Source organism: Peristeroidobacter soli, assembly GCF_004138485.1.
GTDB lineage: Bacteria > Pseudomonadota > Gammaproteobacteria > Steroidobacterales > Steroidobacteraceae > Steroidobacter > Steroidobacter soli.
On record NZ_RYEV01000003.1, the window covers coordinates 260,256 to 281,653 of the forward strand.

Here is a 21,398-nt window from a genome sequence, read left to right on the forward strand (position 1 = left end):
TCGCCATGCCGCTTGCTGCCGTACTGAGTCGCGCGTTAAAGACTGAGGTTACGGCAAGCTCTGAGCGGGTCAGCGGCGGCTCCATCAATTCCTGTGCTCGCTTCGACAGCGACATCGGTCCGTTGTTCGTCAAGTATGGCGAGCCGTCGAGTCTGGAAATGTTTCAGGCGGAGGCCGACGGGCTGAGGGAGTTGACCAGGACCGGAGCGGTGCGCATTCCTGGCGTCGTGGCAGTCGATGAGCTCGATGGCATGGCCTTCCTTGCGCTCGAATGGATCGAGCTGCGCACCGGCGTCCGCAGCAGCGCGGAATTACTGGGCAAGGGGCTCGCCGCCCAGCATCGGGTGACGCGCGATAAGTTCGGCTGGTATCGCGACAACACCATCGGCTCGACGCCGCAGTCCAATCGCGACAGCGCCGACTGGGTCGAGTTCCTGCGCGAGCAGCGGCTGCGTCCGCAGTTGGAGCTGGCGAAGAGCAATGGCGCCGGCACGGAGCTCCTCGATAGCGGTGAGCGTCTCTGCGAACAGCTCGCGCATTTCTTCACCGACTATCGACCATCACCATCGCTGCTTCACGGCGACTTGTGGGCGGGCAATTGGGGCAGCGACGCGTACGGCTCGCCGGTGCTGTTCGATCCCGCGGTGTATTTCGGCGACCGCGAGGCCGACCTGGCGATGACGCGTCTATTCGGCGGCTTCGGGCCGGCGTTTTATGCGGCCTATCGGAGTGAGTGGCCGCTGGATGCAGGTGCGACGTCACGAGTGCCGCTCTACAACCTCTATCACGTGCTGAATCACTTCAACCTGTTCGGCGGCGCCTATGGCCGACAGGCACAGGGGATGATCCAGGGTCTGCTCGCCGAGCTGGCTTAACTCTTCGCGGGAATTCGTACCCAGCCGCCGACGCGTTCGTACAGGATGTTGCCGCTGCCTTTGGCACGAACGCCGAAATTGCCGCCGACATCGCTCACATCGACAGTGCCGGAGCTGTCGTTGTCGATGCTGACGTTCTTTTTCACATTGCGAATGGCAATGTCGCCGGAGCTGTCGGTAATGATTTTCACATCGCCGCGCACGTCTTCGATGTCGATGTTGCCGGAGCTGTCTGCCACTTCGACATTGCCGACGACGCTGATCACGCGGATCTCGCCGGAGCTGTCGTTGATGATCAGATCGCCGTTGATGTTCTTCAACAGCTGATCACCCGAGCCGTCGTCGACCCTGGCCGCGCCGACATCGCTCAATTCCAGGTCGCCGCTGGTGTCCTTTACATCGAGCTCCGAGTCGCGCGGCACTGTGATGTCCAGATCCAGCGAGGTGTAGCGGCCGAAGCTGAACATGTCACCCATGCCTTCAGCCATCACCACTGTCAAATAGATTGTGTCGTTCTCACGGCGACTCTCCAGTGCGATCTTGCCCAGCAAAGCTTCGGACGAGGCGCAGGCGCGGCCCGTCGCCTTGACGTCGCCGTTCGAGTCGCCGCGAATCTTGAGATAGCCCGCGCCGGCGGACAGCACCACTTTCTTGACCGGGCCGTTGAAGTTGGCCGTGCGATCCGAGCTGAACTTGCATTCCTCCGCCCGAGCCGAGGCGGCGACGGCGCTCAGCAAACCGACGCTCAACAGCTGGGCCGCAAACTTCTTCATGAACGACTTCCTTGTGCGAATAAGTAAAGCTGAATGCTCATGCGCACAGGAACGGCTCATCCCTGGGCCATGCGGAGGGCAGCAAAGATAGGAGCTGATCAGCCGGTTTGCAAAATTTTGCGGAGCGCGTTGGTCAGCAGCCGGCGCTGAATGGCCTGTGACAAAGAATCGGCACGAGCCAGGCCCATGCGTGCGAGATGCGGCTGGACGGCGGGCACAGGCGATCCATTTAACAGTGCATCGAACAGTGTCAATACGCGACCCGACCACGACTGGGTCGAGGCTTGCAAGGAACGCAAGGCTTTGGAGAGCACGACCTCCTCGGCGGTGAAGTCGGTGCCGAACGGCAATTCAGCAAACAAGCCGCGCTCGCGCCACGGCGCGAATTTCCTGGCCAGCTGTTCTGGAGTATTGGCGCGCGCTGCTTCAGGAATGCTCCAACTCTTCGGCAATTTGCCGGCGCGCTGCGCGTCGGCGACGAAGGCTTGCTGGAATCGGGCGTCCATGAGGCCGACCAGTGCTTCGACGATCTCACGATCGGTGCGGCCACGCAGATCGGCGATGCCATATTCGGTGACGACGATGTCGCGCAGATGGCGCGGCACGGTGCAATACCCATAACTCCAGACGACGTTGGATGAAGTGACATCCCCGGCCGTGCGGGTCGAGCGCAAACAAAGAATGGAGCGCGCTTCAGGCAGCGCGTGCGCCATCGCCACGAAGTTATATTGACCGCCGACGCCGCTGACGACGCGTCCGTCCGCGAGCCCATCGGAAACGGCGGCGCCCAGGCCCGTGACCATCATCGTGGTGTTCACGAAGCGCGCGTAACGACGCTGTGCGACCTTCAATTCCCATTCATGCCCGTACAGCTCATTCACGAAGCTGATGCCGCGCATCGCGAACATTCTGCGCTGCACGGCGGGCAGCTCACGCAGGCCAGCGTAGAAACCTTTCGGGCCGAAGAAGAAACCCGCGTCGGCGAGCACGCCGTTGCGCAGTGTTTCGCCCAGACAGTACTGCGCAATCTGTGCGCGTTGTTCGGGGTCGGAGAAAGTCGCTGGCAATTGCTGACCGTCCGGCGTGATCAGCACGCCGCGATCGTATTCGACGTCGTCGCGAAACAAGCCGACTTCACGGAATTCCTGGAAGTCGGCGAACGACATCCGGTTCATGCCCGCTTCGACCAGCGCGTCGAGCGTGTGCAGACTGACATTCTCATCGATGTGACCGTCGTCGATGAGTCGTTGTAGCTTGGCGCTCGGATAGACGCGACGTTTCAGGATGCCGCTGCGATACAGATCCAGGAAGCCGTCGGCCAGCATCTCGGTGCAGCCATACAGGCCGCGCTCGAACGGCGCGGTGCCGCCTTCGGTCTCGATGAGCCGGCGATGTCGGGCGAGGATGCCGGTCGATTCCAGGACCTCGCGATAAAGCGCAGGCTGCTGCTGGCGAAGCTGCAAGGCGTAGCAAATGCCATCGCCCAGCTCACCGATGCCCAGCTGCAATGTGCCGCCGTCGCGAATCAGCGTGCTGACATTGAGGGCGATCGCATGTTCCGTCGGCGGGATCGGCATGTTGGGCGGGCTGAACAGCGCCGTGTCCGGATCCTTGACCAGGAAATCGAACGTGTCGGCGGTGACCAGCGCGTCGCCGTACATGAAGGGCAGATCACGGTGCACCTGGCCGATCAGTACGAACGGCTTGCTGCTGCCGGCCGCGCGCATCGCTGCGACTTGCGGCAACAGATCGGCGGTCATGTCCGCGTTGGAGCCGAGGCTCAGCAAGCCCGGCGCTTCGTTGGGCGGCGGAGCGGCGACGAGCTGCGCGATCACGTTGAGCCCACGGCGCAAGGCATCGCGCGCAATGTGTGTGTAATTGCTGCTCAGGTAATGCTGCTGTAAATGTTCGTTACGCAGCCAGGCGCCGGGTTCCATGTAGAACTCGAGCACTTCGATGTTCGCGGGCAGCTGCTGTCGCTCGATGAGCCGCAGGTAATCGAGCTCGGGATAGTTGCCGAACACCCGACGCGTGAACGGCTCGATAAAGCGCTTCTCCAGATCGCTACGGCCGCGCGGTACTCGCAGCGACAGTGCCGTGATGATGGTGAGCTTTACATGAGGATCGGCAACGGCGCGGGCCACGAACGCGTTGACCAGCGTGTTCGGCTTGCCGATGGCGACCGGCAAACCCAGCACGACATGCTTGCCGACGCGATTGAGCGTGGCTTCGACGCATTCGTCGGGTGCCGTGTATTTGAGCGGCGCGGCTGCAATCATCGGTGTGTCGTTACCGCAGCCGGGTCGTGGCCTGACTCATGAAGCGCCTTTCAGTCGCAGCGAGAAGCGCACTTGCACGTCGTTGCCGACCGTGGACGTGTCCTGCCACTCGCCCTGACCGACGCCGAAATCCAGACGTTTGATTTTTGCCGTGCCCTTCAGCCAGGCGCCGCCGTCCTTGCTTTCGAAGCTGAAATCGATGGGCACGTCCTTGGTGACATTGCGCAGCGTGAGCTTGCCGGTGGCCGAATATTTGTTACCACCCTTGTCAGTGAACTTGTCGGCGACGTATTGCGCGGTCGGGAAGCGTTTGACGTCGAACAGGTCGGCGCCCTTGATCGTGGTGTCGCGCTCGCCGTCCTGCGTATTCACGGAGGCCGTGTCGATTTTCACATCGAAGCGGCTGGCCGCCAGGTTCTTGGGATCGAAGCTGATGTCGGCGGTGAACTTGTCGAAGCTGCCTTCGAACTGCGCGCCGGCCTGTTCGCCGACGAACGTGAGTTTGCTTTCCTTCGGCTGCAAGCTCCACGTGGCGGCAGCCAAGGCCGCCGCGGCGGCGAGGCCAGCGGCGAGACCGGCCACCAGCCGGCCGGCGAGACGATGAGATTTCGAGCAGATCATTATCGATCCCGTTTCAGGTTGACCGGCAACATGCGGCGAAGCACGTTGTCCTTGTCGATGAAGTGATGCTTGAGCGCCGCCGCGATATGCAGCACCGCCAGCCAGAACAGTGTCAGCGCCAGCAGCTCATGAGTCTCGTGAAGAAAATCATAAGCCGGGCGGTTGGGCGCGATGAAATCCGGCAGGGTCACCAGGCCGAACCAGCTGACCGGAAAGTTGCGGGCCGAAGACATGAGCCAGCCGGCCAGCGGCGTGATCAGCAACAGCGTGTACAGACCGATGTGCGACACGCGGGCCGCGATTCTTTGCCACTGCGGAACATCCAATGGCTCGGCCGGCACCGGATTGAACCAGCGCCAGATCAGGCGCAGCAGGGCCAGGCCCAGAATGGTGATGCCGAACGATTTGTGCTGGGCGAGCACGGCGATTTTCGCCGGGCCCAGCGGCAGGTCGTCGGCCCGGTTGGCGAGAATGAACTGCACTATGATCAGGACGACGATGGCCCAATGAAATAACTGCGCGACGACGCCGTAGCGCAATTCGTCGTTCTTCAGTTGCATCACTTTCGGGATCCAGTGGGTACTTAGAGACGACAGTGTAAGCGATTCGGGGAGCCGGGCCACCGGGCCTGCAAATCTGACACGATCGAAGGGCTCGAATGGATCAGGTATGACGACAGATCGAATGAAATCAACTCGAATCGGCGCGGTCCTGGTGTTGTGCCTCGGACTTGTCGCTTGTCCGCGACCGGTGCGCCCACCCGCGCCCACTCCCCAAGTTCCGCCGCAACCAACGCAGCCCGCGCCGCCACCGCCACCCGCCGAGGCGGGCGCGACGGTTTACCAAGTCGATCCGCAGGCCTCGGTTCTGCATGTCTTTGTCTATCGCGGCGGGACTTTCGCTCGGCTGGGCCACAATCATGTGATGACCAGCAAATCGGTGACCGGTCGGGTCTGGATGCGTTCCCCATTCCCGGCGTCCGGTTTCGAGCTGTCGTTTCCCGTGGCGGACCTGATCGTCGACGATGCGGACGCCCGGCGCGCTGCCGGCAGCGACTTTCCTCCTGAGATTGCCGCCTCGGACAAGGAAGGCACGCGCAAGAACATGCTTCGCAAGGAAGTGCTCGACGCCGAGACCTATCCGAACGTCACCGTTAAATCGGCGACCGTCGTCGGCTCGTTGCAGGCGCCGAAGATCACCGCGCGCATCACCATCAAGGACGCGAGCAAAGAGGTGGTCGTGCCAACCGACATCGTCGTGAACGGCGACCGACTCACCGCGAGCGGCGAGTTCGACCTGCTGCAGACCGACTTCGGCATGAAGCCCTTCAGCGTCGCGCTGGGGGCTTTGGAAGTTCAGGACCGGTTACACGTGCGCTTCAACCTGGTCGCGGTCAAGCGCTGACGTTCAGCGCTTGCCGAGCAATTCCTTGGCCAGATCCCCCGCGCCATAAACATCCTTGAGCGCGGTAATGATGATAGAGGGATGCACGGCGACGGTGCGGTTCATGGTGCCGTCGTACCAGAAGCTGCCGGCGATGGAATGAATGTTTCCATCGAATGCCAGGCCGACCAGCCGGCCCTGAGTGTCCACCAGCGGGCTGCCCGAGTTGCCGCCGACGATGTCGTTGGTCGTCACGAAACAGAACGGCGTGTTCATATCGAGCCGATCGCGCGCGTCCAGCCATGCTTGCGGCAGGCGGAACGGATCCTTGCCGGTGGCGCGTTCGTACAAGCGTGACAGTCGCGTGAATGGCTCGACTCGCTGGCCTTTCTCCATCCAGCCTTCGACCGCGCCGTAGCTCAGGCGCAGCGTGAACGTCGCGTCTGGATAGGTGTTCGTGCCGTACACGGCGAAGCGTGCTTTGGCGATGCGCTCTTGAGCGGACGCGACCGGTGCCTGCACTTCGTCTTCGAAGATCTTCCGGACCGTGCGCGATTCCTCGTCGATGTCACGAGCCAGCACGATCATCGGATCGTTCGAGCTGGCGATGGCCGCGCCGCCGCCGTCCCACAACGCTTTGCGAACGGCCGGATCGCCCAGTTTGGTTTCAGTAATCAGTTTGTTGGCGAGTGAGTCGGGCGACTCCTTGCTCAACAGCTTGCGAACGATGGAGTCATCCGGACCCAGCGCTTCACGAAGTTTGTCGAGCGAGAACGACAGCGTGACTTGCTCGAAGTCCGGATAGAGCGGGGTGGTCGCGAGCAGGCTCGACGACACCTTGGGCAGATTGGAATCGGCGAACTCGCGCAGCCGTTGCTCGTTGGCCTTGGTGCGCTCGGCGGCACTGCGCACCAGTGTGCGCGCATACGAGAAGAGCTTGCTGTTGAAGCCAGCACCGCCTTCCAGATACAGATAACGATCGTAGATCTGGCGATAGCGCTCTTGCGCGGCGGCCGCATCGTTCCATGCATTGCCGACGGTGCCGGCGAGCTTCTGGTCGCTCTTTACCCGCTCGCGCAACTCTCGCTCCTGTGACGTCTTGCGTGCGAACAAGCTGTCGTCGAGCAGTGCGGTCTGGAATCCGCGATAGACCTTCAACGAGTTCTCCACGCTCTGCAGATAGTCGCTGGCGATGCGCGCGGGCTCGTCGCCGGTCTTGCCCCATTGAATCAGCCTGCCACGCAGCTCGGAGTTGCGAATCAGATAAGAGGGGACGGAGGTGTCGCGCTGAAAGCGCAATTGCTCGACGGTCAGCAGGCGGCTGGTGCTGCCGGGATGGCCGGCGACGAAGGTCGCTTCGCCCACCTGCGGGCCTTCGGTGCGCCAGCTCAGATGATCCGGTGAGCGCAGCGGCTTGCCGTTCTCATAGACGCGGAACAGGCTGAAATCCAGGCTCCAGCGCGGGAAGTTGAAGTTGTCCGGATCGCCGCCGAACGCCGCGATCGCGTGCTCCGGGGCGAACGCCAGTCGCACGTCGTCGTAACGGCGATACTTGTACAGAAAATATTGGCCGCCCTGATACAGGGTCACCGACTCGCACGCGAGGCGATTCTTTTCGGAGCTTCTGGTGCACGCGGCTTCGAGCTTGCTCAGCTCCTGTTTGCGCGCTTGGTTGGCTTGCGCGTCCGGCATGCCGGCGGTGGCCGCGGCTACTTTCGCGGTGACGTTCTCCATCTCCACGAGCACCGACAGAATTTGCGTCGGGCACTTCTTCTCGGCGCTGCGCGTGGCCGCTTTGAAACCGTCGTCCACGTAGTTCGCGCGCTCGCTGGAAATCTCCGCGAGGCATTGCATGGCGCAGTGATGATTGGTGAGGACCAGACCGTCCGGCGACACGAACGATCCGGTGCAGCCGCTCTCGAAACGTGTGATGGAACGTTGCAGCTTGTTCAGCCAGGGCTTGTCGAGCGTCGCGTGGTATTTCTCCTGGATCGCGGCCTGCGGCACGTTGTCGAAGGTCCACATGCCTTCGTCGGCCACGGCGGCGGTGGCAAGCAGCGCCATGCAGGCGGCAGCGAGACTCCGGAACATCGAATTCTCCTTGGTTCAGTCTTCGGACTGTATCAGCAGCAGCCGTGTTCCTTCCGGCGCAATCAGGATGGCGTTGCACGACTCGTCGAGGCTGTCGGGCATTTCGTCGGAAAGCTGGAAGCCGCGCTCTTTCAGCCGGGCCAGGCGTTCACGCATGTCGCGATCTTCGAAGGTCAGCACCGGCTGGCGGAATGCCCGGGAACGATACAACGACAGATTCAGATGGTCACTGGTGAGCGCCGTCCGCGCGAATGGCTCAGATTGCTCATCCCACGCCACGAAACCCAGCGCTTCCCAGAATACGCGCATGGTGCCTTGCTCGCGGACCGGCAGTCCGTATTCCGTAAAGTAACCGCAGGTCGTCGCCGGATGGGTTTCGAATTGAGGCGGTGAAAATGTGCGGGCCTCGAAGACGTTGACGCTCTGACCCGAGGGGTCGCGAAAGCTCACGCGATTGAAGACTTCATTGCCCAGCTGCAGGTCTTCGAGCTCGATGCCCAGTTGTTCCAGCTGCTCGATGCCATGCATGAGCCGTGGCATCACGAAGGTCAGCGCCGGAGAGGGCAGCGCCCGGCCGTGGAGGCCCAGAAACAATCGGCCATCGGTGACCACCGCGTACTGATGTTGGAATGTTTCACCGACCGGTGCCTGCGCGAACCCCAGCGCTTCGTAGAACGCCAGCGAGTCGCGAATCTCGGGCGCATGCACGCTGATCTCCAGGAACCGGCCGAACATCGCTGTTACGCCCAGCCTTGCATGTGTCGTTCGAGCAGCTGAGCCAACGCGGCAACGTGCGCGTCGCCGGCGTTCAGCGCGGGCACGTAGTCATAGGCTTCGCCACCGGCGTCGAGAAACAATTGTCGATTGCGAAGCGCGATTTCTTCGAGCGTCTCCAGACAGTCGGTCGCGAAGCCCGGGCAGACCAGCGTGACCTTCTTCGGGCCGCTGCGCGCGTACTCGAGCAAGCGCTCGTCGGTGTACGGCCGCAGCCACTCCTCTCGGCCGACCTGCGATTGAAAGCTCACGCTCCACTCTTGCTCGCCCAGAGAGAGGCGCTCGGCGACCAGGCGCGCGGTCTGCATGCTCTGGCTGTAATAGGGATCGCCCGAGGTGACGTAGCGTTTCGGGATGCCATGGAAAGAGAACAGCAGATGATGCTTTTCATGGGCGCGCCAGTGGTGATCGATGCTGGCGGCAAGGGCATCGATATAACCGGCGTCGTCGTGATAGCTGCCGATGAAGCGCAGCTCCGGCACCCAGCGCCAGCGTTGCAGGTATCGAGTGACACGATCGAAGACGGATGCCGTCGTCGTTCCGGAGTACTGCGGGTACAGCGGCAGAACGACGATGCGGGTTGCGCCTTGGCGGCGCAGTTCATCCAGTGCCTGGGGAATGGACGGTGAGCCATAGCTCATGCCGAGCGCCACCGGGGCATTCCAGCGTGACTCGAGGGCTTCGCCGATTCGTTTGGCCAGGGCTGAGCTGTACACGAGCAAGGGTGAGCCTTCGGGCGTCCAGATCTGTTGATACGCGTGAGCGCTCTTCGATGGCCGGATTCGCAGGATCACGCCGTGCAGAGCCAGCCACCAGATCAGCCGCGGCGCTTCGACGACGCGCGGGTCCCAAAGAAACTCAGCCAGGAAGCGCCGGACCGAAGACGGATCGGGACCATCGGGTGTCCCGAGGTTGGCCAGCAGCACACCGACGCGGTTGGCGCCGCCGTTCTGGTGAGAAGAATCGCCGAGGTAATGAACCATGGGGCGCAAGTTTAATGACTGCCCCGTGCCCGACCAATGATTGCTGACAATGGCCACCATCGGGTACATGGATGTACCCCGCCGCCGCAGGTGACCTATAGAAAAGAAAAGGCCCCGCCGAAGCGAGGCCCTTCCCACCAGGATTGGTTTCGCGAGTTAAGCGCGAGCCGCCTGCTTGCGACGACGCTTGCTCAGCGCGATGCCGACCAGGCCGACGCCCAGCAGGCCCAGAGCGCCCGGCTCCGGCACGTTGGTCACGTTGCTCAGGCCCTGCGCCGTGATGGTGGAGCTGACCAGGTTGAAGTCACCGATGATGGAGCTGATGGTGACCGTCAGAGTGCCCAGCGCGTTCAGCTGCAGCAGGCCCACGATGGAGAAGCCGCTGTACTCCGGACCGCTCAGGCCGAAGCTGCTGACGAAGGAGTCGCCGGTGAAGCCCGGGATGTCCACGAACGCCAGCTCGTAGCCGTCGTTGCGCTGGTCATCGGCCAGGTTGATGGACAGGTTGAAGCTGGTGATCAGGTCGGTCAGCGGGCGGAAGCCGTTGTCGTTCAGGTTGTGGGTGTAGGTGTACGACTGGCGGTCGCCGATGTACACGTTGTTCGCCTCGGGAGCCACGTCGACCCAGGTGGCGGGGATGTAGTCGGCACGGGCGGCGCCAGCAAACCCGAAGGCAAGCAGCACCAGAGCAAAAAATCGGTTCATCTGAGAATTCCTGTGGGCGTTTGTGGCACGCGTGGTAGATAAAGCAACCGCTATGCCACGGGTAGTTATTTCCTTGTACTTCAGGGCAGTAGGTACAAAGGGTGGTTGCGGTGCGGGGGCCGTTGCGAAGCCCTTGTAAGACAGGCCGACGCATCGGCACATATATGTTTACGGGAATAAGTAAAACCGCCGCATCCGCCCCATGCCTCGTTGCGAAAGAGTCTGTTGCGCTGTGAGGGCATTTCCCTCGGTTTGTCGCTATACCTCATAGGATCTGCGTGCGTGTGATCAAGGATGTCTTCACAAGGACCGGCGTGGCCGGGGCATGCAACCGGGCAGGGATGCCCTTCACTTCTTTTTCCTAATTCTTTTACCCGGGTCGGCCGCTCCGCCACCGATCTGCCTCTATCGATTGCTCGAAGTGTCGCGATTCGTTACTGCCCCCTCCCCGGGATCGCGGCACCTCGCGCAGGCGACTGGGTTCTGGTTTAACTTATTCCAGACCTCGGTCCGGACGGCGGTCGGCAGGTACCCTTCCATCAAGCCCTGCCGACCGCCTCCATTTTGACCCTCCCGCCGGAGGGTGGTGGCTCGGTTTAGCGTTCGATGATGGCGGTGACGCCCATGCCGCCGGCCGTGCACACGGAGATCAGGCCGCGGCCGCCGCCGCGTTGGGCGAGTTGCTTGGCCAGGGTGGCGATGATTCGAGCGCCGGTGGCGGCGAAGGGATGGCCGATGGCGACGCTGCCGCCTTTGAGATTCATCTTGCTCCGGTCGATGCTTCCGAGCGGCGCGCTGAGACCGAGCCGGTCGCGGCAGAACTCCGCGGACTCCCACGCCTTGAGCGTGCATAGCACCTGAGCTTCGAACGCTTCATGGATTTCGTAGATGTCGAAGTCCTGCAGTGTGAGTTTGGCGTCCGCGAGCATGCGAGGCGCTGCATAGGCGGGCGCCATCAGCAGTCCTTCCTTCTGCACGAAATCGACCGCCGCATATTTGCCGTACGTGAGATACGCGAGCACCGGCAGTCCGCGCGCCTTCGCCCATTCCTCGCTCGCGAGCAGCACGGCGGCCGAGCCGTCGGTCATCGGTGTCGAGTTGCCGGCGGTCAACGTGCCATTCGCCGCGAACGACGGCTTGAGCTTCGCGAGCTTCTCGATCGACGTGTCGCGACGAATGTTGTTGTCCTGTTTCAAAGCGCGGAACGGCACGACCAGGTCGTCATAGAAACCTTCATCCCACGCCGCGCCGGCCTTGCGATGACTCTCGAGCGCCAGTTGATCCTGATCGGCGCGCGCGATCTGCCAGGTCTGAGCCATCTTTTCGCAATGCTGTCCCATCGACATGCCGGTGCGGGGCTCGCTGACACCGGGCAGCTGCGGCTTGAGGAAGCTGGGACGAAAACTCGTCCACGGCGACAGGCGTTCGCCGAGCGATCGGCCGCGCGCACTGCGCAGAAGCACTTTGCGATACGAGCTGGGATAGACGATCGGAACATCGCTGGCCGTATCGACGCCGGCCGCGATGGCGGAGTCGATCTGTCCGACTGCGATCTTCAAGCCGAGCACGATGGCGGTATCGAGACTGGTGCCGCACGCGCGCTGCAAATCGAACGCGGGGGTTTCCGGCGCGAGGCCGCTGTCGAGCACGCTCTCGCGCGTCAGGTTGAAATCCTTGGAATGCTTGAGCACCGCGCCAGCGCCGACATCGCCGAGCACTTCGCCGCGGAGATTGAATTTATCCACCAGGCCTTTGAGCGAGGCGGTGAGCATTTCCTGGTTGCTGGCCTCGGCGAACACGCCCATCGAGCGCGCGAACGGAATGCGCGCGCCGCCGATGATGGCGACGCGTCGGATCGACGAACCTACGAGCATGATGGCTCCAGTTGCGGGCAACTAAGGGTGGCAAGCATGCCAGCCGGAATCGCCCGAATATAGTTGGGATCGCTGTTGGCGCGGAGCGCTGAAGTCCGTACGCTGTGCGGCCCGCGATCCGTAACGCCACACAGTTTCCCGCCAACGCCGGCGGTCAGCCACATGAGTATCCACCGCCGCGCCCGCCTGGGCGTGGACGCCCGAGCTATTGTCGCGCTCGGCGCCCCGCTGCTAGGTAATAACCTCTCGATCACCGGCATGGCGTTTGCCGACACCGTCATGGCGGGCCAGCTGGGCGCGGTCGATCTGGGTGGGCTGGCGATCGGTGCCGCCAGTTTCAACCTTTTCATGTTCGTGGGCTTCGGTCTGTTGATGGCCACCTCGCCCTCGGTTGCGCACGCCTACGGCGCCAACGATACGCACAAAGTGACGTCCTACGCCCGGCAGTCATGGTGGCTGGTGCTGGCGCTTTCAATCCTGTTGTTCACGGGCATGCAACAGGCCGATTGGTTCCTGCCGGCGATCGGTATCGGCGAGGACGTGCTGCCCGTGGCGGTTGGATACATTCACGCCATCAGTTGGGGCATGCCGGGGCTGCTCGCGTACTTCTCGCTGCGTTATATGAGCGAAGGGCTCGGGCGCACCAAGCCCATCATGTTCTCCGGGTTCCTCGGCCTGACCGCGAACGTCATCGGCAACTGGATCTTCATGTACGGCAAGTTCGGCGCGCCCGCGTTGGGTGCGGTGGGCTGCGGCGTCGCGACGGCTATTTCGATGTGGCTGATGTTCTTCGCGATGTTGCTCCACATGCGCATGCATCGCGCTTATCGGCCGTTCAACCTTTTCGCACGCATCGATCCGCCGAACTGGGCTGTGCTCGGTGAGCTGACTCGCATCGGTGCGCCCATCGCCGGCAGCATCCTCGCCGAAGGCGGTTTGTTCGTAGCGGCGGCGTTGATGATGGGCGGCATGGGTGCGGTGACCGCGGCCGGACATCAAATCGCGCTGAACTATGCGGCGTTCATGTTCATGGTGCCGTTGGCCATCAGCTCAGCCACGACCATTCACGTCGGCCACACGCTGGGACGCGGCGATCTGGCCGGTGCGCGCAGTGCCGGTCTGATTGGCGTGGGGATGTGCGCGATCGTGATGACCGTGTCGGCGATTGTGATTTTGTTGTTCAACGATCACATCGCGGCGCTGTACACGCGCGACGTGCCGGTGCGCGAGCTGGCGGCCAGTCTGTTGCTGATGGCCGCGTTGTTTCAATTTTCCGATGGTGTGCAGGTCGGCGCGGCGGGTGCGCTGCGCGGCTTCAAGGACACGACCATTCCCATGGCCTTGTGCATCTTTTCGTATTGGGTGGTCGGGTTCACCTTCGCGTACTACTTCGGCGTGCACCGAGGCGAAGGACCGAAACTGGTCTGGGTCGGGCTGAACGTCGGACTGTCGATCAGCGCGGTGCTGCTGTTGGCGCGCTATTGGATAGTGACGAAAGCGCGCGTGCGCGATCAGCTGCCGGGGCCGTAGGTGCCACGCTGCGGATCGTTGTAGCCGTAACCCAGCGTCTCGACCTCATCGACCACGCCGTCGACGAATTTCACCCGGCGCATCAGCTTGTTCGGGCCGAAGTTGTAGGTCCAGGTTTCCACCGGGATTTCGATCAAGCCATCGCCCGAATAAAAGATGCGACCGCCGACGGTGTAGGTCGGACGGCGAAGAATGGTGCGCGTCTGCACGTCGGCGGGCTCGCCACAAAACGCGCGTACTTCGGCGCGTGCATCGCCGTCACGGATCAAACGGCTGCCACAACGCATACCGTCGGCATGCGCCGGTGCCGCGAGCGTGCCCGCGACGACCGCCAAACCAATGAGCAGTGGGATACGCATGGTCTTCACTATGCCTCGCGGCTCATGAATTGCCAATGAACCATGGCTGAATAGGGGCCTGTTAACACTCATTTGATGGGCTGCGACGAGCTATTGCGGTTCAGGGCTAGGCGGGACGACCGCCGTGTACTCTGCAGTACATAAGGGAGGACTAACGACGTCCTGAACCGCAATAGCTCGTCCCATCTAATGATATTTATTCATTAAATGGGTTGCGCCTCGAATCGCCCACAGCTGCGTTACAAAGCTTGCCCATATCGACATATGGGCTGCGCTTTGTGCCTTGCTGCAGGCGATTGGAGGCGCAACGCAACCCATCAAATGAGTGTTAACAGGCCCCTGCCGCCGTATTGAGCTTGCCCTCGACGCAGTTCAGATAGAGCTGAGCAAAATCAGCGACCGTCACCGGGATGGGATTGCCGCCGGTGGAGGGGTCGTCGAATGCCTGTTGCGCGAACGTTCGCGCATGCTCAGGAGTAACGCCCAGCTCCGACAATGTATCCGGGACACCGATGGTATTTCGCAACTCCAGGATCCAGTCCAGGACGCCGTTGAACGAGTGCTGAGGCAGGTTCAGGTAGGCGGCCAGCCGCTGCATCTTCGCGCCCAACGCCGGACGATTCCATGACAGCACATAAGGCATGACGACGGCATTGGTCAGGCCATGATGCGTGTTCAGGTTCGCCGAGCACGGATGACTCAGGCTATGCATGGCGCCGAGCCCTTTTTGAAACGCCGTCGCGCCCATCAACGACGCCGCCATCATTTGCGAGCGGGCTTCGATGTCGTTGCCATCCTGCACGGCGGTGGCCAGATAGTCGTGCACCAGACGCATGCCTTCGAGCGCGATGCCCTCCGCCAGTGGATGATACGAGGGCGAGCAGTACGCCTCGAGATTGTGAGATAGCGCGTCCATGCCGACTGCCGCGGTGATTTTCGCCGGCAAACCCAGCGTCAGTTCGGGATCGGCAATCACGATGGACGGCAACATCTTGGGATGAAAAATGATCTTCTTGGTGTGATCGCGCACATCGGTGATTACGGAAGCGCGCCCGACTTCGGAGCCGGTGCCGGATGTCGTCGGCACCGCGACGGCGGGCGCCATGCCTGAAACATTCACTCGCGTGAACCAATCCTCGCGATCTTCGAAGTCCCAGATCGGACGCGTCTGGCCCACCATCAATGCGACGGCCTTGCCCGTGTCCAGCGCGCTGCCGCCACCGAAAGCAATCACGCCATCGTGCGAACCGCTGCGGTAGGCATTCACTCCATTCGTGACGTTCGACTCCACCGGATTCGCTTGCACGTCGCTGAATACTTCACACGCGAGTCCCGCGGCCTTACACGCAGCGACGGCGTTGCCGATCATCGGCAGCTTCGCCAGCGCGGCGTCCGTGACCAGCAGAGGGCGTTTCATGCCCAACGATTTACATGCGTCCGGCAACTCGGCGATGCGGCCGGGGCCGAAGCGCACGGCGGTGGGATAGTTCCAGTTGCCGCGTAACGAAGCCATGATGTGTTCCTTCAAGTGCGCGTGCGCAAATGGAATGACTTGGGGCGGGTGAGATGCTCGTAACCGACGACTGACAGCGTGCAGCCGCGGCCCGAGTCCTTCACGCCCACCCAGGCGAGCGCCGGGTCGAGATAGTCGCAACGATTCATGAACCATGTGCCGGTGTCGATGCGATCGCCGATCGACAGCGCCGCGCCCTGGTCGCGAGTCCAGATCGCGGCGGTCAAGCCGAATGCGGTGTCGTTCATCAGTTCGATGGCCTGCTCGTCCGAGCTCACCTTCATCAGACCGGCGACCGGGCCGAAAATTTCCTCGCGCATGACGGTCATCGAATGGTCGACGTTCAACAGGGCCTGCGGGGCGAGGTAGGGTGTGCCGGGTTTGCTGTCAGCGAATTTCGCTTCGTCGATCGCGGGCTGCGCGCCGGCGCTGATCGATGCGGCGATCTGATGACGGATCGTGTCGGCGGCAGCGGTGCGGATTACCGGACCGAGCGTGGTGGTCTGGTCGAGCGGGTTGCCCAGTACATATTGGTTGGTGAGGTCGAGGAAGCCTTCGACGAAAGAGTCGTAGATGCGTTCGTGAACGTAAATTCGTTGTAAGCCACAGCAGGATTGGCCGCTGTTGAAATAGGCGCCATCGACGACGTTCTCGATGGCGTGCGCGAGGTCGGCGTCGTGTCTCACGTACACCGGGTCGCATCCGCCGAGTTCCAGACCCACGCCGATGAAACGTTCCGAGGCCGCGCGTTGCACGGCGTGTCCCCCGGCGACTGAGCCGGTGAAGGCGACGAAGTCGATGCGGTGGTCGCGAATGAGTTTTTCGGTGTCGGCGTGGCTGAGGTGCAGAACTTGAAATACGCCATCGGGCAGGCCGGCTTGCTTCAGGCAGGTGGCGAAGCGTCCGGCGCACAGCGGCGTTTGCGCGGAATGTTTCAGGATCACGGCGTTGCCGGCCATCAGGGCCGGGATGACGCTGTTCACGGCGATGAGATAAGGGTAGTTCCAGGCGGCGATGGTGAGCACGACGCCCAATGGTTCTCTGCGAACGAAGCGAGTGAAGTTTTCTTTCGGGCCGGCGTCGATGTCGGCGAGCGCTTGCGGAGCGATGGCGATCATGTGTCGCGCGCGCTCGAGCGTGCCGTTGACTTCGCTGGGTGAGTAGCGAATGGGGCGGCCCATTTGCCAGGTGAGTTCGGTGGCGATGTCGGCGCGCTGGCTTTCGAATATTTCGCAGAAGCGGGAGAGGACGGTTGCTCGCTCGGCGACGGAGGTGCCGCGCCACGCGCGCTGCGCCGCGCGGGCGCGATCCAGAGCTTCGTCTATGACCGCAGGGGTTGCCAGCTCCAGCTCGACGTAAACGCGGCCATCAATAGGACTGATCGTCTTTTGCATGTCGTCATCCGAAGCTGCACTGCCCGTGCCTGCGGCCGGGCCAAGTTGGCGACCCGGCCTTCGGCTGGGCGCCACGACGTTCCTCGAAGAGCGCGCATCCAATCTATTCCAGCCGCGTAGCTTTCCTGAAGCAGCGGCCCGGCCGCAGGCCGGTGCCGCGACTCGCTCAAATGATCTCGAAGTACCGCGCCAGCTCCCAGTCCGTAATATGCTTGCGGAACTCGCGTTCTTCCCACTCTCGGGTCGCGGCGTAGTGATCGACAAAGGCGTCGCCGAAGTATTCGCGTGCCATGCGCGACTGTTTCAACCGTTGTGCGGCATCCCACAAAGTCCGTGGCAGCGCCAGCCGCTCTGGAAACTTGTGGTCGTAAGCGTTGCCTTCGACCAGCGGCTCCGGCTCGATCTTATGCTCGATGCCATACAGTCCCGATCCGAGGGCCGCTGCAAGAATGATGTAGGGATTCGCATCCGCCGCCGCGACTCGATACTCGACACGCTGTGACTTAGCGCTCCCCGGAATGACGCGCAACGCGCACGTTCTGTTCTCGACACCCACCGTCGAATCCGTCGGTGCCCAGAAGCCCGGGATCAATCGTGTATAGGAATTGACCGTCGGCGCCACCATCGCGAGCAGCTCCGGCATCAGCTGCTGCAGGCCGCCGACGAAATAACGCATCGTCTGACTCATCTGATGCGGCTGGTCGGCGTCGTGGAACACCGGTTTGCCGTCACCATCCTTCAGCGACAAGTGAATGTGACCGCTCTGGCCCGGCCAGTCGCGCGACCATTTCGCCATGAAGGTGGCCATCATATTGTTACGCTGGGCCAGCACTTTGATGAACGTCTTGAACAGCGACGCCTTGTCCGCCGACGCCAGCGCCGCGTCGAAGGCGATCGCCGCTTCGATCACGCCCGGCCCGGTTTCTTCATGCAGCCCTTCGATACCGAAGTCCATCGTGTCGCAGGTCGCGAGCAGATGACGATAGAACTCCGACGCGGTCGAATTGCGAATCACGGAATAACCAAACCAGCCCGGCGCCATCGGTTTCAGATCGCGATAATGCTTGGCGCGCACCGACTCGGGTGTCTCGTCGAAAAAGAACACTTCGTACTCGAAGCCCGCGTACGGTTGGAAGCCGAGCTTCGCGGCCTTCTCGAGCACGCGTCGAAGCACGCCGCGCGGGCAGATCTGTTCGGCCGGCCCGGTGAACTCGCTCAGGAACAGCAGATTGTCAGCTTCGAACGGCAGCGGTCGGCAGGTTTCAGGAAGGATGCGCACCGGTGCGTCGGGGTAACCCGTGTGCCAGCCGGTGAACTTCACGTTGTCGTAGAGCTGATCCTGGCAATCCCAGCCGAGCACCACATCGCAGAAGCCGTAGCCGCTCTCCAATGCCGAGATGAACTTCGCGCGCGACATGTATTTGCCGCGCATGATGCCGTCGACATCGAACACGCCGACTTTGACGTGCGACAGACCGCGCTGCTCGACGATGGCTTTGGCGTCGGCAGCGCTCTTGACCTGGCGAGGTTCCATCATGATGCAGTGTCAACCTTGGTGGTGCCGTAGCCTTCGCGTTCCGGATGACCATGCTGCCCCCCGGTCATGGCGAACTCTTCCTCGGGCGACAGCACGAGTTTGTGACGCCCCACCAAGGCGAAGTACAGGACACCCGCGACATACCAGGCCAGCGCCGAGTACACACCGGCTCGATACACCGGATCTTGCAGCTGGAAGTACAGTGTGACGATGGCGATCACGACCGTCGCCGCCGCACCGGGAATGCCGAGGGGGCTGCGATACGGCCGCTCGATGTTCGGCATGTTCTTGCGTAACAGGATGAATGAGATGCCCTGGAACGCGTACGAGATCATCGCGCCGAACACCGCCATGTTCAGCAACGTCGCGCCAATGATCGCGCCGCCTTTCTCCGCGCCGCGCGAGAACCATACAGCGAGGATCACAGCTAGGCCGATGGCTGCGCCCGTGAACAAAGCGATGTGCGGAGTCTTGCGCGAGCCGTGCGTGATCGACATTACCGCCGGGTAGTAGCCCGCGCGTGACAGCGAATATATCTGTCGACCGAACGCGAAGATGATCGTGTGGAAACTGGCGATCAGGCCGATCACCGCCAACAACGCGAGCAACTTCGCGATGTCACCCGCGAAGATCACGCGGAAGCCATCGAGCAACGGCTCGGCGGAAGTGGCCAGCGAATACGCGCCGTGCAGCTTGCCTTCGTCGGCGGAGCCGATGGATGCATTCAGCAGCATGATCATCAGTGCCGAGACGATCAGCGTGAACATGCCGAAGATCAATCCTTTCGGCATGTCCTGTTTCGGGTCGACCGACTCTTCAGCGGCGAGCGGCAACTCCTCGATCGCCAGGAACAGCCACACGGCGAAAGGCAGGGCAGCGAGCACGCCTTTCCAACCGAAAGGCAGGAAGGTGCCGCCGCCTTGGGTCAGCTCGATGGGCTTGCCGTCCGGGCCGGCGGCGATGTTCAGTGCCCAGCGCGAGAAGTCCGCGTGGGGAATCGCGCTGACCCAGAACACCACCAGCACCGCCAGCGCCATCACTGTGACGACCACGGAAATCTTGAAAGACAGCTCCACGCCCGCGTAATTGAGCAACACGAACACCAGATAACAACCGATCCACCACAACGGTTGATACGCGGCTGGAGTTTCGAAGATGCCGGTGAGATAGGAGCCGATGAAGAACACGATCACCGCCGGCGTCATGATGTATTCGATGCTCTCGGCCAGGCCGGTGATGAAGCCGCCCCAGGGACCCATGGCGCTGCGAGCGAAGGAATACGCACCGCCCGTGTGCGGCAGTGCTGGAGACATTTCCGCCAGGCTGAAGATCAGCCCCAGATACATGATGGCGATGATGATGGCCGCGATGAACAAACCGCCCCAGCCGCCGGCGCCGATGCCGAAGTTCCAGCCGGAGAAATGCCCCGAGATCACCGCGCCGACACCCAGCGCCCATAACGACCAGACTCTCGCGTGGCGCCGTAGCCCGCGTTTCTCGAAGTAATCCTTGCCGGCGTTCTGATAGGTCACGCCGCCAACCGTCTTCTTGTCTGTCATGCGATTCTCCCTTTCAAAGGAATGCAAATCGCTCGCGACCCACATTCCTTGTCACTGTTGTTCGAGGATGAATGCGACGAATCGACTATACGCCGACCGTGTGGGGAGGGCGCAAGGGCGGGAAAGATCAGGAAGCCAGTTCGACGACCGGTCGTTCGGCGCTGGTCGTTGCTGGTGCATTGGCCATGGCGATCCGGTTCCTTCCCTGGCATTTGGCCTTGTAGAGCGCCTGGTCGGCGGCCCGTAACAATGTATCGGGTGCTGTATCGTGGAAGCCGGGGCTGCCGGGCGCGATGGCGGCGACGCCGCCGCTGATGGTGATGCGCTCACTGGATTCGGCGGAGCCGCTCGAGATGGCCATCCGCCAGATCCGCCGGCGCAAGCGTTCTGCATACAGGCCGGCGCGGTGAGCATCGACGCCGGGCAATACCACCGCGAACTCTTCACCGCCGTAGCGGGCGACCAGATCGCCGCCGCGCCGGAAGCTCTCATCGAGGGTGCGTGCCACCCGGCGCAACACTTCGTCGCCGTGGGCATGACCGTAGGTGTCGTTGAAGTGCTTGAACTCGTCGAGATCCAGGAAGATCAAGGACAGCGGCCGCTGTTCACGGCGGGCCCGGCGCACTTCGCGATCCAGGGTGCGATCGAAATGGCGGCGGTTGGCGATGCCGGTGAGCGGGTCGGCGGCCACCAGATGACGCAGGCGGCGGTTCGCGGTTTCCAGGGCCAGCCGCAGACGGCTCAGCTCTTCGTTGCGGGTTTCCAGCGCCCGGGTGCGGCTGCGGACCCGATTCTCCAACTCGGCATGGGCTGCCTGCAGTTGTGCTTCGGCCCGTTGACGTTGCGCCAGCTCGTTTTCCAGCTCCCGGGTGCGCCGGGCCAGGCGGCCATGCAGGACCAGGGTGCGGGCCAAAGCGGCAACAACCGTCAGTGCCAGGGCTGCGACCACTCCGATCGACAGATACGAGGTTAGGAGCTCAGGATCGAAGACGGTCGTCGGCTCCACGGGTCTCCAGCAGTCGCTCGGAACAGGCCAATCAAAGCATAGTCGTCACTCGGGCGGTATCAGACTTTGCGACGTTCGAGCCGTCATTCACTTGTGTCATTCGTGGCTGACGCTTGACGCATCGAACGCCCCTACCGGAAAC

Annotated in this window: 18 protein-coding genes; 3 read left to right on the forward strand and 15 right to left on the reverse strand. The window is 62.3% G+C overall.

Annotated elements, in window-relative coordinates; all coding sequences use genetic code 11:
• The first annotated feature begins 5 nt into the window (after positions 1–5).
• The gene (locus EKO19_RS09975) at positions 6–875 is read left to right on the forward strand and encodes a fructosamine kinase family protein (RefSeq protein ID WP_217705237.1); all 870 of its coding nucleotides are present in this window, start codon (positions 6–8) and stop codon (positions 873–875) included.
• On the opposite strand, the gene EKO19_RS09980 is transcribed toward EKO19_RS09975, so the two are convergent.
• From EKO19_RS09980 to EKO19_RS09995, 4 genes are all read right to left on the reverse strand, one after another.
• Entirely contained in the window at positions 872–1,648 is a 777-nt protein-coding gene (locus tag EKO19_RS09980) for a DUF4097 family beta strand repeat-containing protein (RefSeq protein ID WP_157995198.1), read from the reverse strand. The genes EKO19_RS09975 and EKO19_RS09980 overlap by 4 nt on opposite strands.
• A gap of 98 nt (positions 1,649–1,746) precedes the next feature.
• Positions 1,747–3,927 (reverse strand): acetyl-CoA hydrolase/transferase C-terminal domain-containing protein, encoded by a 2,181-nt coding sequence (locus EKO19_RS09985; protein WP_129776285.1) that lies wholly within the window; start codon positions 3,925–3,927, stop codon positions 1,747–1,749.
• A 36-nt stretch (positions 3,928–3,963) separates the two neighbouring features.
• The gene (locus EKO19_RS09990; RefSeq protein ID WP_129776286.1) at positions 3,964–4,548 is read right to left on the reverse strand and encodes a YceI family protein; all 585 of its coding nucleotides are present in this window, start codon (positions 4,546–4,548) and stop codon (positions 3,964–3,966) included.
• The gene (locus EKO19_RS09995; RefSeq protein ID WP_157995199.1) at positions 4,548–5,108 is read right to left on the reverse strand and encodes a cytochrome b; all 561 of its coding nucleotides are present in this window, start codon (positions 5,106–5,108) and stop codon (positions 4,548–4,550) included. Before EKO19_RS09995 ends, EKO19_RS09990 begins: the two co-directional genes overlap by 1 nt.
• Before the next feature lie 124 nt (positions 5,109–5,232).
• On the opposite strand from EKO19_RS09995, the gene EKO19_RS10000 reads away from it, so the two are divergent.
• Positions 5,233–5,952, forward strand: coding sequence for a YceI family protein (locus EKO19_RS10000; protein ID WP_157995200.1), 720 nt, complete (start codon positions 5,233–5,235; stop codon positions 5,950–5,952).
• A 3-nt stretch (positions 5,953–5,955) separates the two neighbouring features.
• Here the strand turns inward: EKO19_RS10000 and EKO19_RS10005 are convergent, their stop codons facing one another.
• The 5 genes from EKO19_RS10005 to EKO19_RS10025 form a co-directional block, all read right to left on the reverse strand.
• Positions 5,956–8,022: a S46 family peptidase gene (locus EKO19_RS10005; protein ID WP_129776289.1), complete on the reverse strand. Its 2,067-nt coding sequence runs from the start codon at positions 8,020–8,022 to the stop codon at positions 5,956–5,958.
• A gap of 15 nt (positions 8,023–8,037) precedes the next feature.
• Entirely contained in the window at positions 8,038–8,757 is a 720-nt protein-coding gene (locus EKO19_RS10010) for a hypothetical protein (protein WP_129776290.1), read from the reverse strand.
• Between the two features lie 5 nt (positions 8,758–8,762).
• A complete protein-coding gene (gene hemH / locus EKO19_RS10015; RefSeq protein ID WP_217705238.1) occupies positions 8,763–9,848 on the reverse strand; it encodes a ferrochelatase in 1,086 nt (361 codons plus the stop codon).
• An 87-nt stretch (positions 9,849–9,935) separates the two neighbouring features.
• Positions 9,936–10,484: a PEP-CTERM sorting domain-containing protein gene (locus EKO19_RS10020; protein ID WP_157995201.1), complete on the reverse strand. Its 549-nt coding sequence runs from the start codon at positions 10,482–10,484 to the stop codon at positions 9,936–9,938.
• Positions 10,485–11,080: 596 nt separating this feature from the next.
• On the reverse strand, positions 11,081–12,358 hold the full coding sequence (locus tag EKO19_RS10025; protein ID WP_129776292.1) for an acetyl-CoA C-acetyltransferase: 1,278 nt from the start codon (positions 12,356–12,358) through the stop codon (positions 11,081–11,083).
• 162 nt (positions 12,359–12,520) lie between these two features.
• Here EKO19_RS10025 and EKO19_RS10030 point away from each other — a divergent pair, with 162 nt between their 5' ends.
• A complete protein-coding gene (locus EKO19_RS10030; protein ID WP_129776293.1) occupies positions 12,521–13,888 on the forward strand; it encodes an MATE family efflux transporter in 1,368 nt (455 codons plus the stop codon).
• Here the strand turns inward: EKO19_RS10030 and EKO19_RS10035 are convergent.
• From EKO19_RS10035 to EKO19_RS10060, 6 genes are all read right to left on the reverse strand, one after another.
• Positions 13,870–14,247, reverse strand: coding sequence for a DUF2845 domain-containing protein (locus tag EKO19_RS10035; protein WP_157995202.1), 378 nt, complete (start codon positions 14,245–14,247; stop codon positions 13,870–13,872). The two genes, EKO19_RS10030 and EKO19_RS10035, sit on opposite strands and share 19 nt — an antisense overlap.
• A gap of 328 nt (positions 14,248–14,575) precedes the next feature.
• Complete coding sequence (locus EKO19_RS10040; RefSeq protein ID WP_129776295.1) at positions 14,576–15,760, reverse strand: iron-containing alcohol dehydrogenase; 1,185 nt, start codon at positions 15,758–15,760, stop codon at positions 14,576–14,578.
• Positions 15,761–15,771: 11 nt separating this feature from the next.
• A complete protein-coding gene (locus tag EKO19_RS10045; protein WP_129776296.1) occupies positions 15,772–17,154 on the reverse strand; it encodes an aldehyde dehydrogenase family protein in 1,383 nt (460 codons plus the stop codon).
• Between the two features lie 166 nt (positions 17,155–17,320).
• Positions 17,321–18,691, reverse strand: a complete 1,371-nt coding sequence (locus tag EKO19_RS10050) for a glutamine synthetase family protein (protein ID WP_175597010.1) — start codon at positions 18,689–18,691, stop codon at positions 17,321–17,323.
• On the reverse strand, positions 18,688–20,250 hold the full coding sequence (locus EKO19_RS10055) for an amino acid permease (protein WP_129776297.1): 1,563 nt from the start codon (positions 20,248–20,250) through the stop codon (positions 18,688–18,690). Before EKO19_RS10055 ends, EKO19_RS10050 begins: the two co-directional genes overlap by 4 nt.
• A 127-nt stretch (positions 20,251–20,377) precedes the next feature.
• On the reverse strand, positions 20,378–21,256 hold the full coding sequence (locus EKO19_RS10060; RefSeq protein WP_129776298.1) for a diguanylate cyclase: 879 nt from the start codon (positions 21,254–21,256) through the stop codon (positions 20,378–20,380).
• Between the last annotated feature and the right edge of the window lie 142 nt (positions 21,257–21,398).

Coding starts and splice junctions, on each gene's coding strand:
- EKO19_RS09975 (WP_217705237.1), top strand. CDS start 6: ATGCCGCTTGCTGCCGTACTGAGTCGCGCGTTAAAGACTGAGGTTACG.
- EKO19_RS09980 (WP_157995198.1), bottom strand. CDS start 1,648: ATGAAGAAGTTTGCGGCCCAGCTGTTGAGCGTCGGTTTGCTGAGCGCC.
- EKO19_RS09985 (WP_129776285.1), bottom strand. CDS start 3,927: ATGATTGCAGCCGCGCCGCTCAAATACACGGCACCCGACGAATGCGTC.
- EKO19_RS09990 (WP_129776286.1), bottom strand. CDS start 4,548: ATGATCTGCTCGAAATCTCATCGTCTCGCCGGCCGGCTGGTGGCCGGT.
- EKO19_RS09995 (WP_157995199.1), bottom strand. CDS start 5,108: ATGCAACTGAAGAACGACGAATTGCGCTACGGCGTCGTCGCGCAGTTA.
- EKO19_RS10000 (WP_157995200.1), top strand. CDS start 5,233: ATGAAATCAACTCGAATCGGCGCGGTCCTGGTGTTGTGCCTCGGACTT.
- EKO19_RS10005 (WP_129776289.1), bottom strand. CDS start 8,022: ATGTTCCGGAGTCTCGCTGCCGCCTGCATGGCGCTGCTTGCCACCGCC.
- EKO19_RS10010 (WP_129776290.1), bottom strand. CDS start 8,757: ATGTTCGGCCGGTTCCTGGAGATCAGCGTGCATGCGCCCGAGATTCGC.
- hemH (WP_217705238.1), bottom strand. CDS start 9,848: ATGTACCCGATGGTGGCCATTGTCAGCAATCATTGGTCGGGCACGGGG.
- EKO19_RS10020 (WP_157995201.1), bottom strand. CDS start 10,484: ATGAACCGATTTTTTGCTCTGGTGCTGCTTGCCTTCGGGTTTGCTGGC.
- EKO19_RS10025 (WP_129776292.1), bottom strand. CDS start 12,358: ATGCTCGTAGGTTCGTCGATCCGACGCGTCGCCATCATCGGCGGCGCG.
- EKO19_RS10030 (WP_129776293.1), top strand. CDS start 12,521: ATGAGTATCCACCGCCGCGCCCGCCTGGGCGTGGACGCCCGAGCTATT.
- EKO19_RS10035 (WP_157995202.1), bottom strand. CDS start 14,247: ATGCGTATCCCACTGCTCATTGGTTTGGCGGTCGTCGCGGGCACGCTC.
- EKO19_RS10040 (WP_129776295.1), bottom strand. CDS start 15,760: ATGGCTTCGTTACGCGGCAACTGGAACTATCCCACCGCCGTGCGCTTC.
- EKO19_RS10045 (WP_129776296.1), bottom strand. CDS start 17,154: ATGCAAAAGACGATCAGTCCTATTGATGGCCGCGTTTACGTCGAGCTG.
- EKO19_RS10050 (WP_175597010.1), bottom strand. CDS start 18,691: ATGATGGAACCTCGCCAGGTCAAGAGCGCTGCCGACGCCAAAGCCATC.
- EKO19_RS10055 (WP_129776297.1), bottom strand. CDS start 20,250: ATGACAGACAAGAAGACGGTTGGCGGCGTGACCTATCAGAACGCCGGC.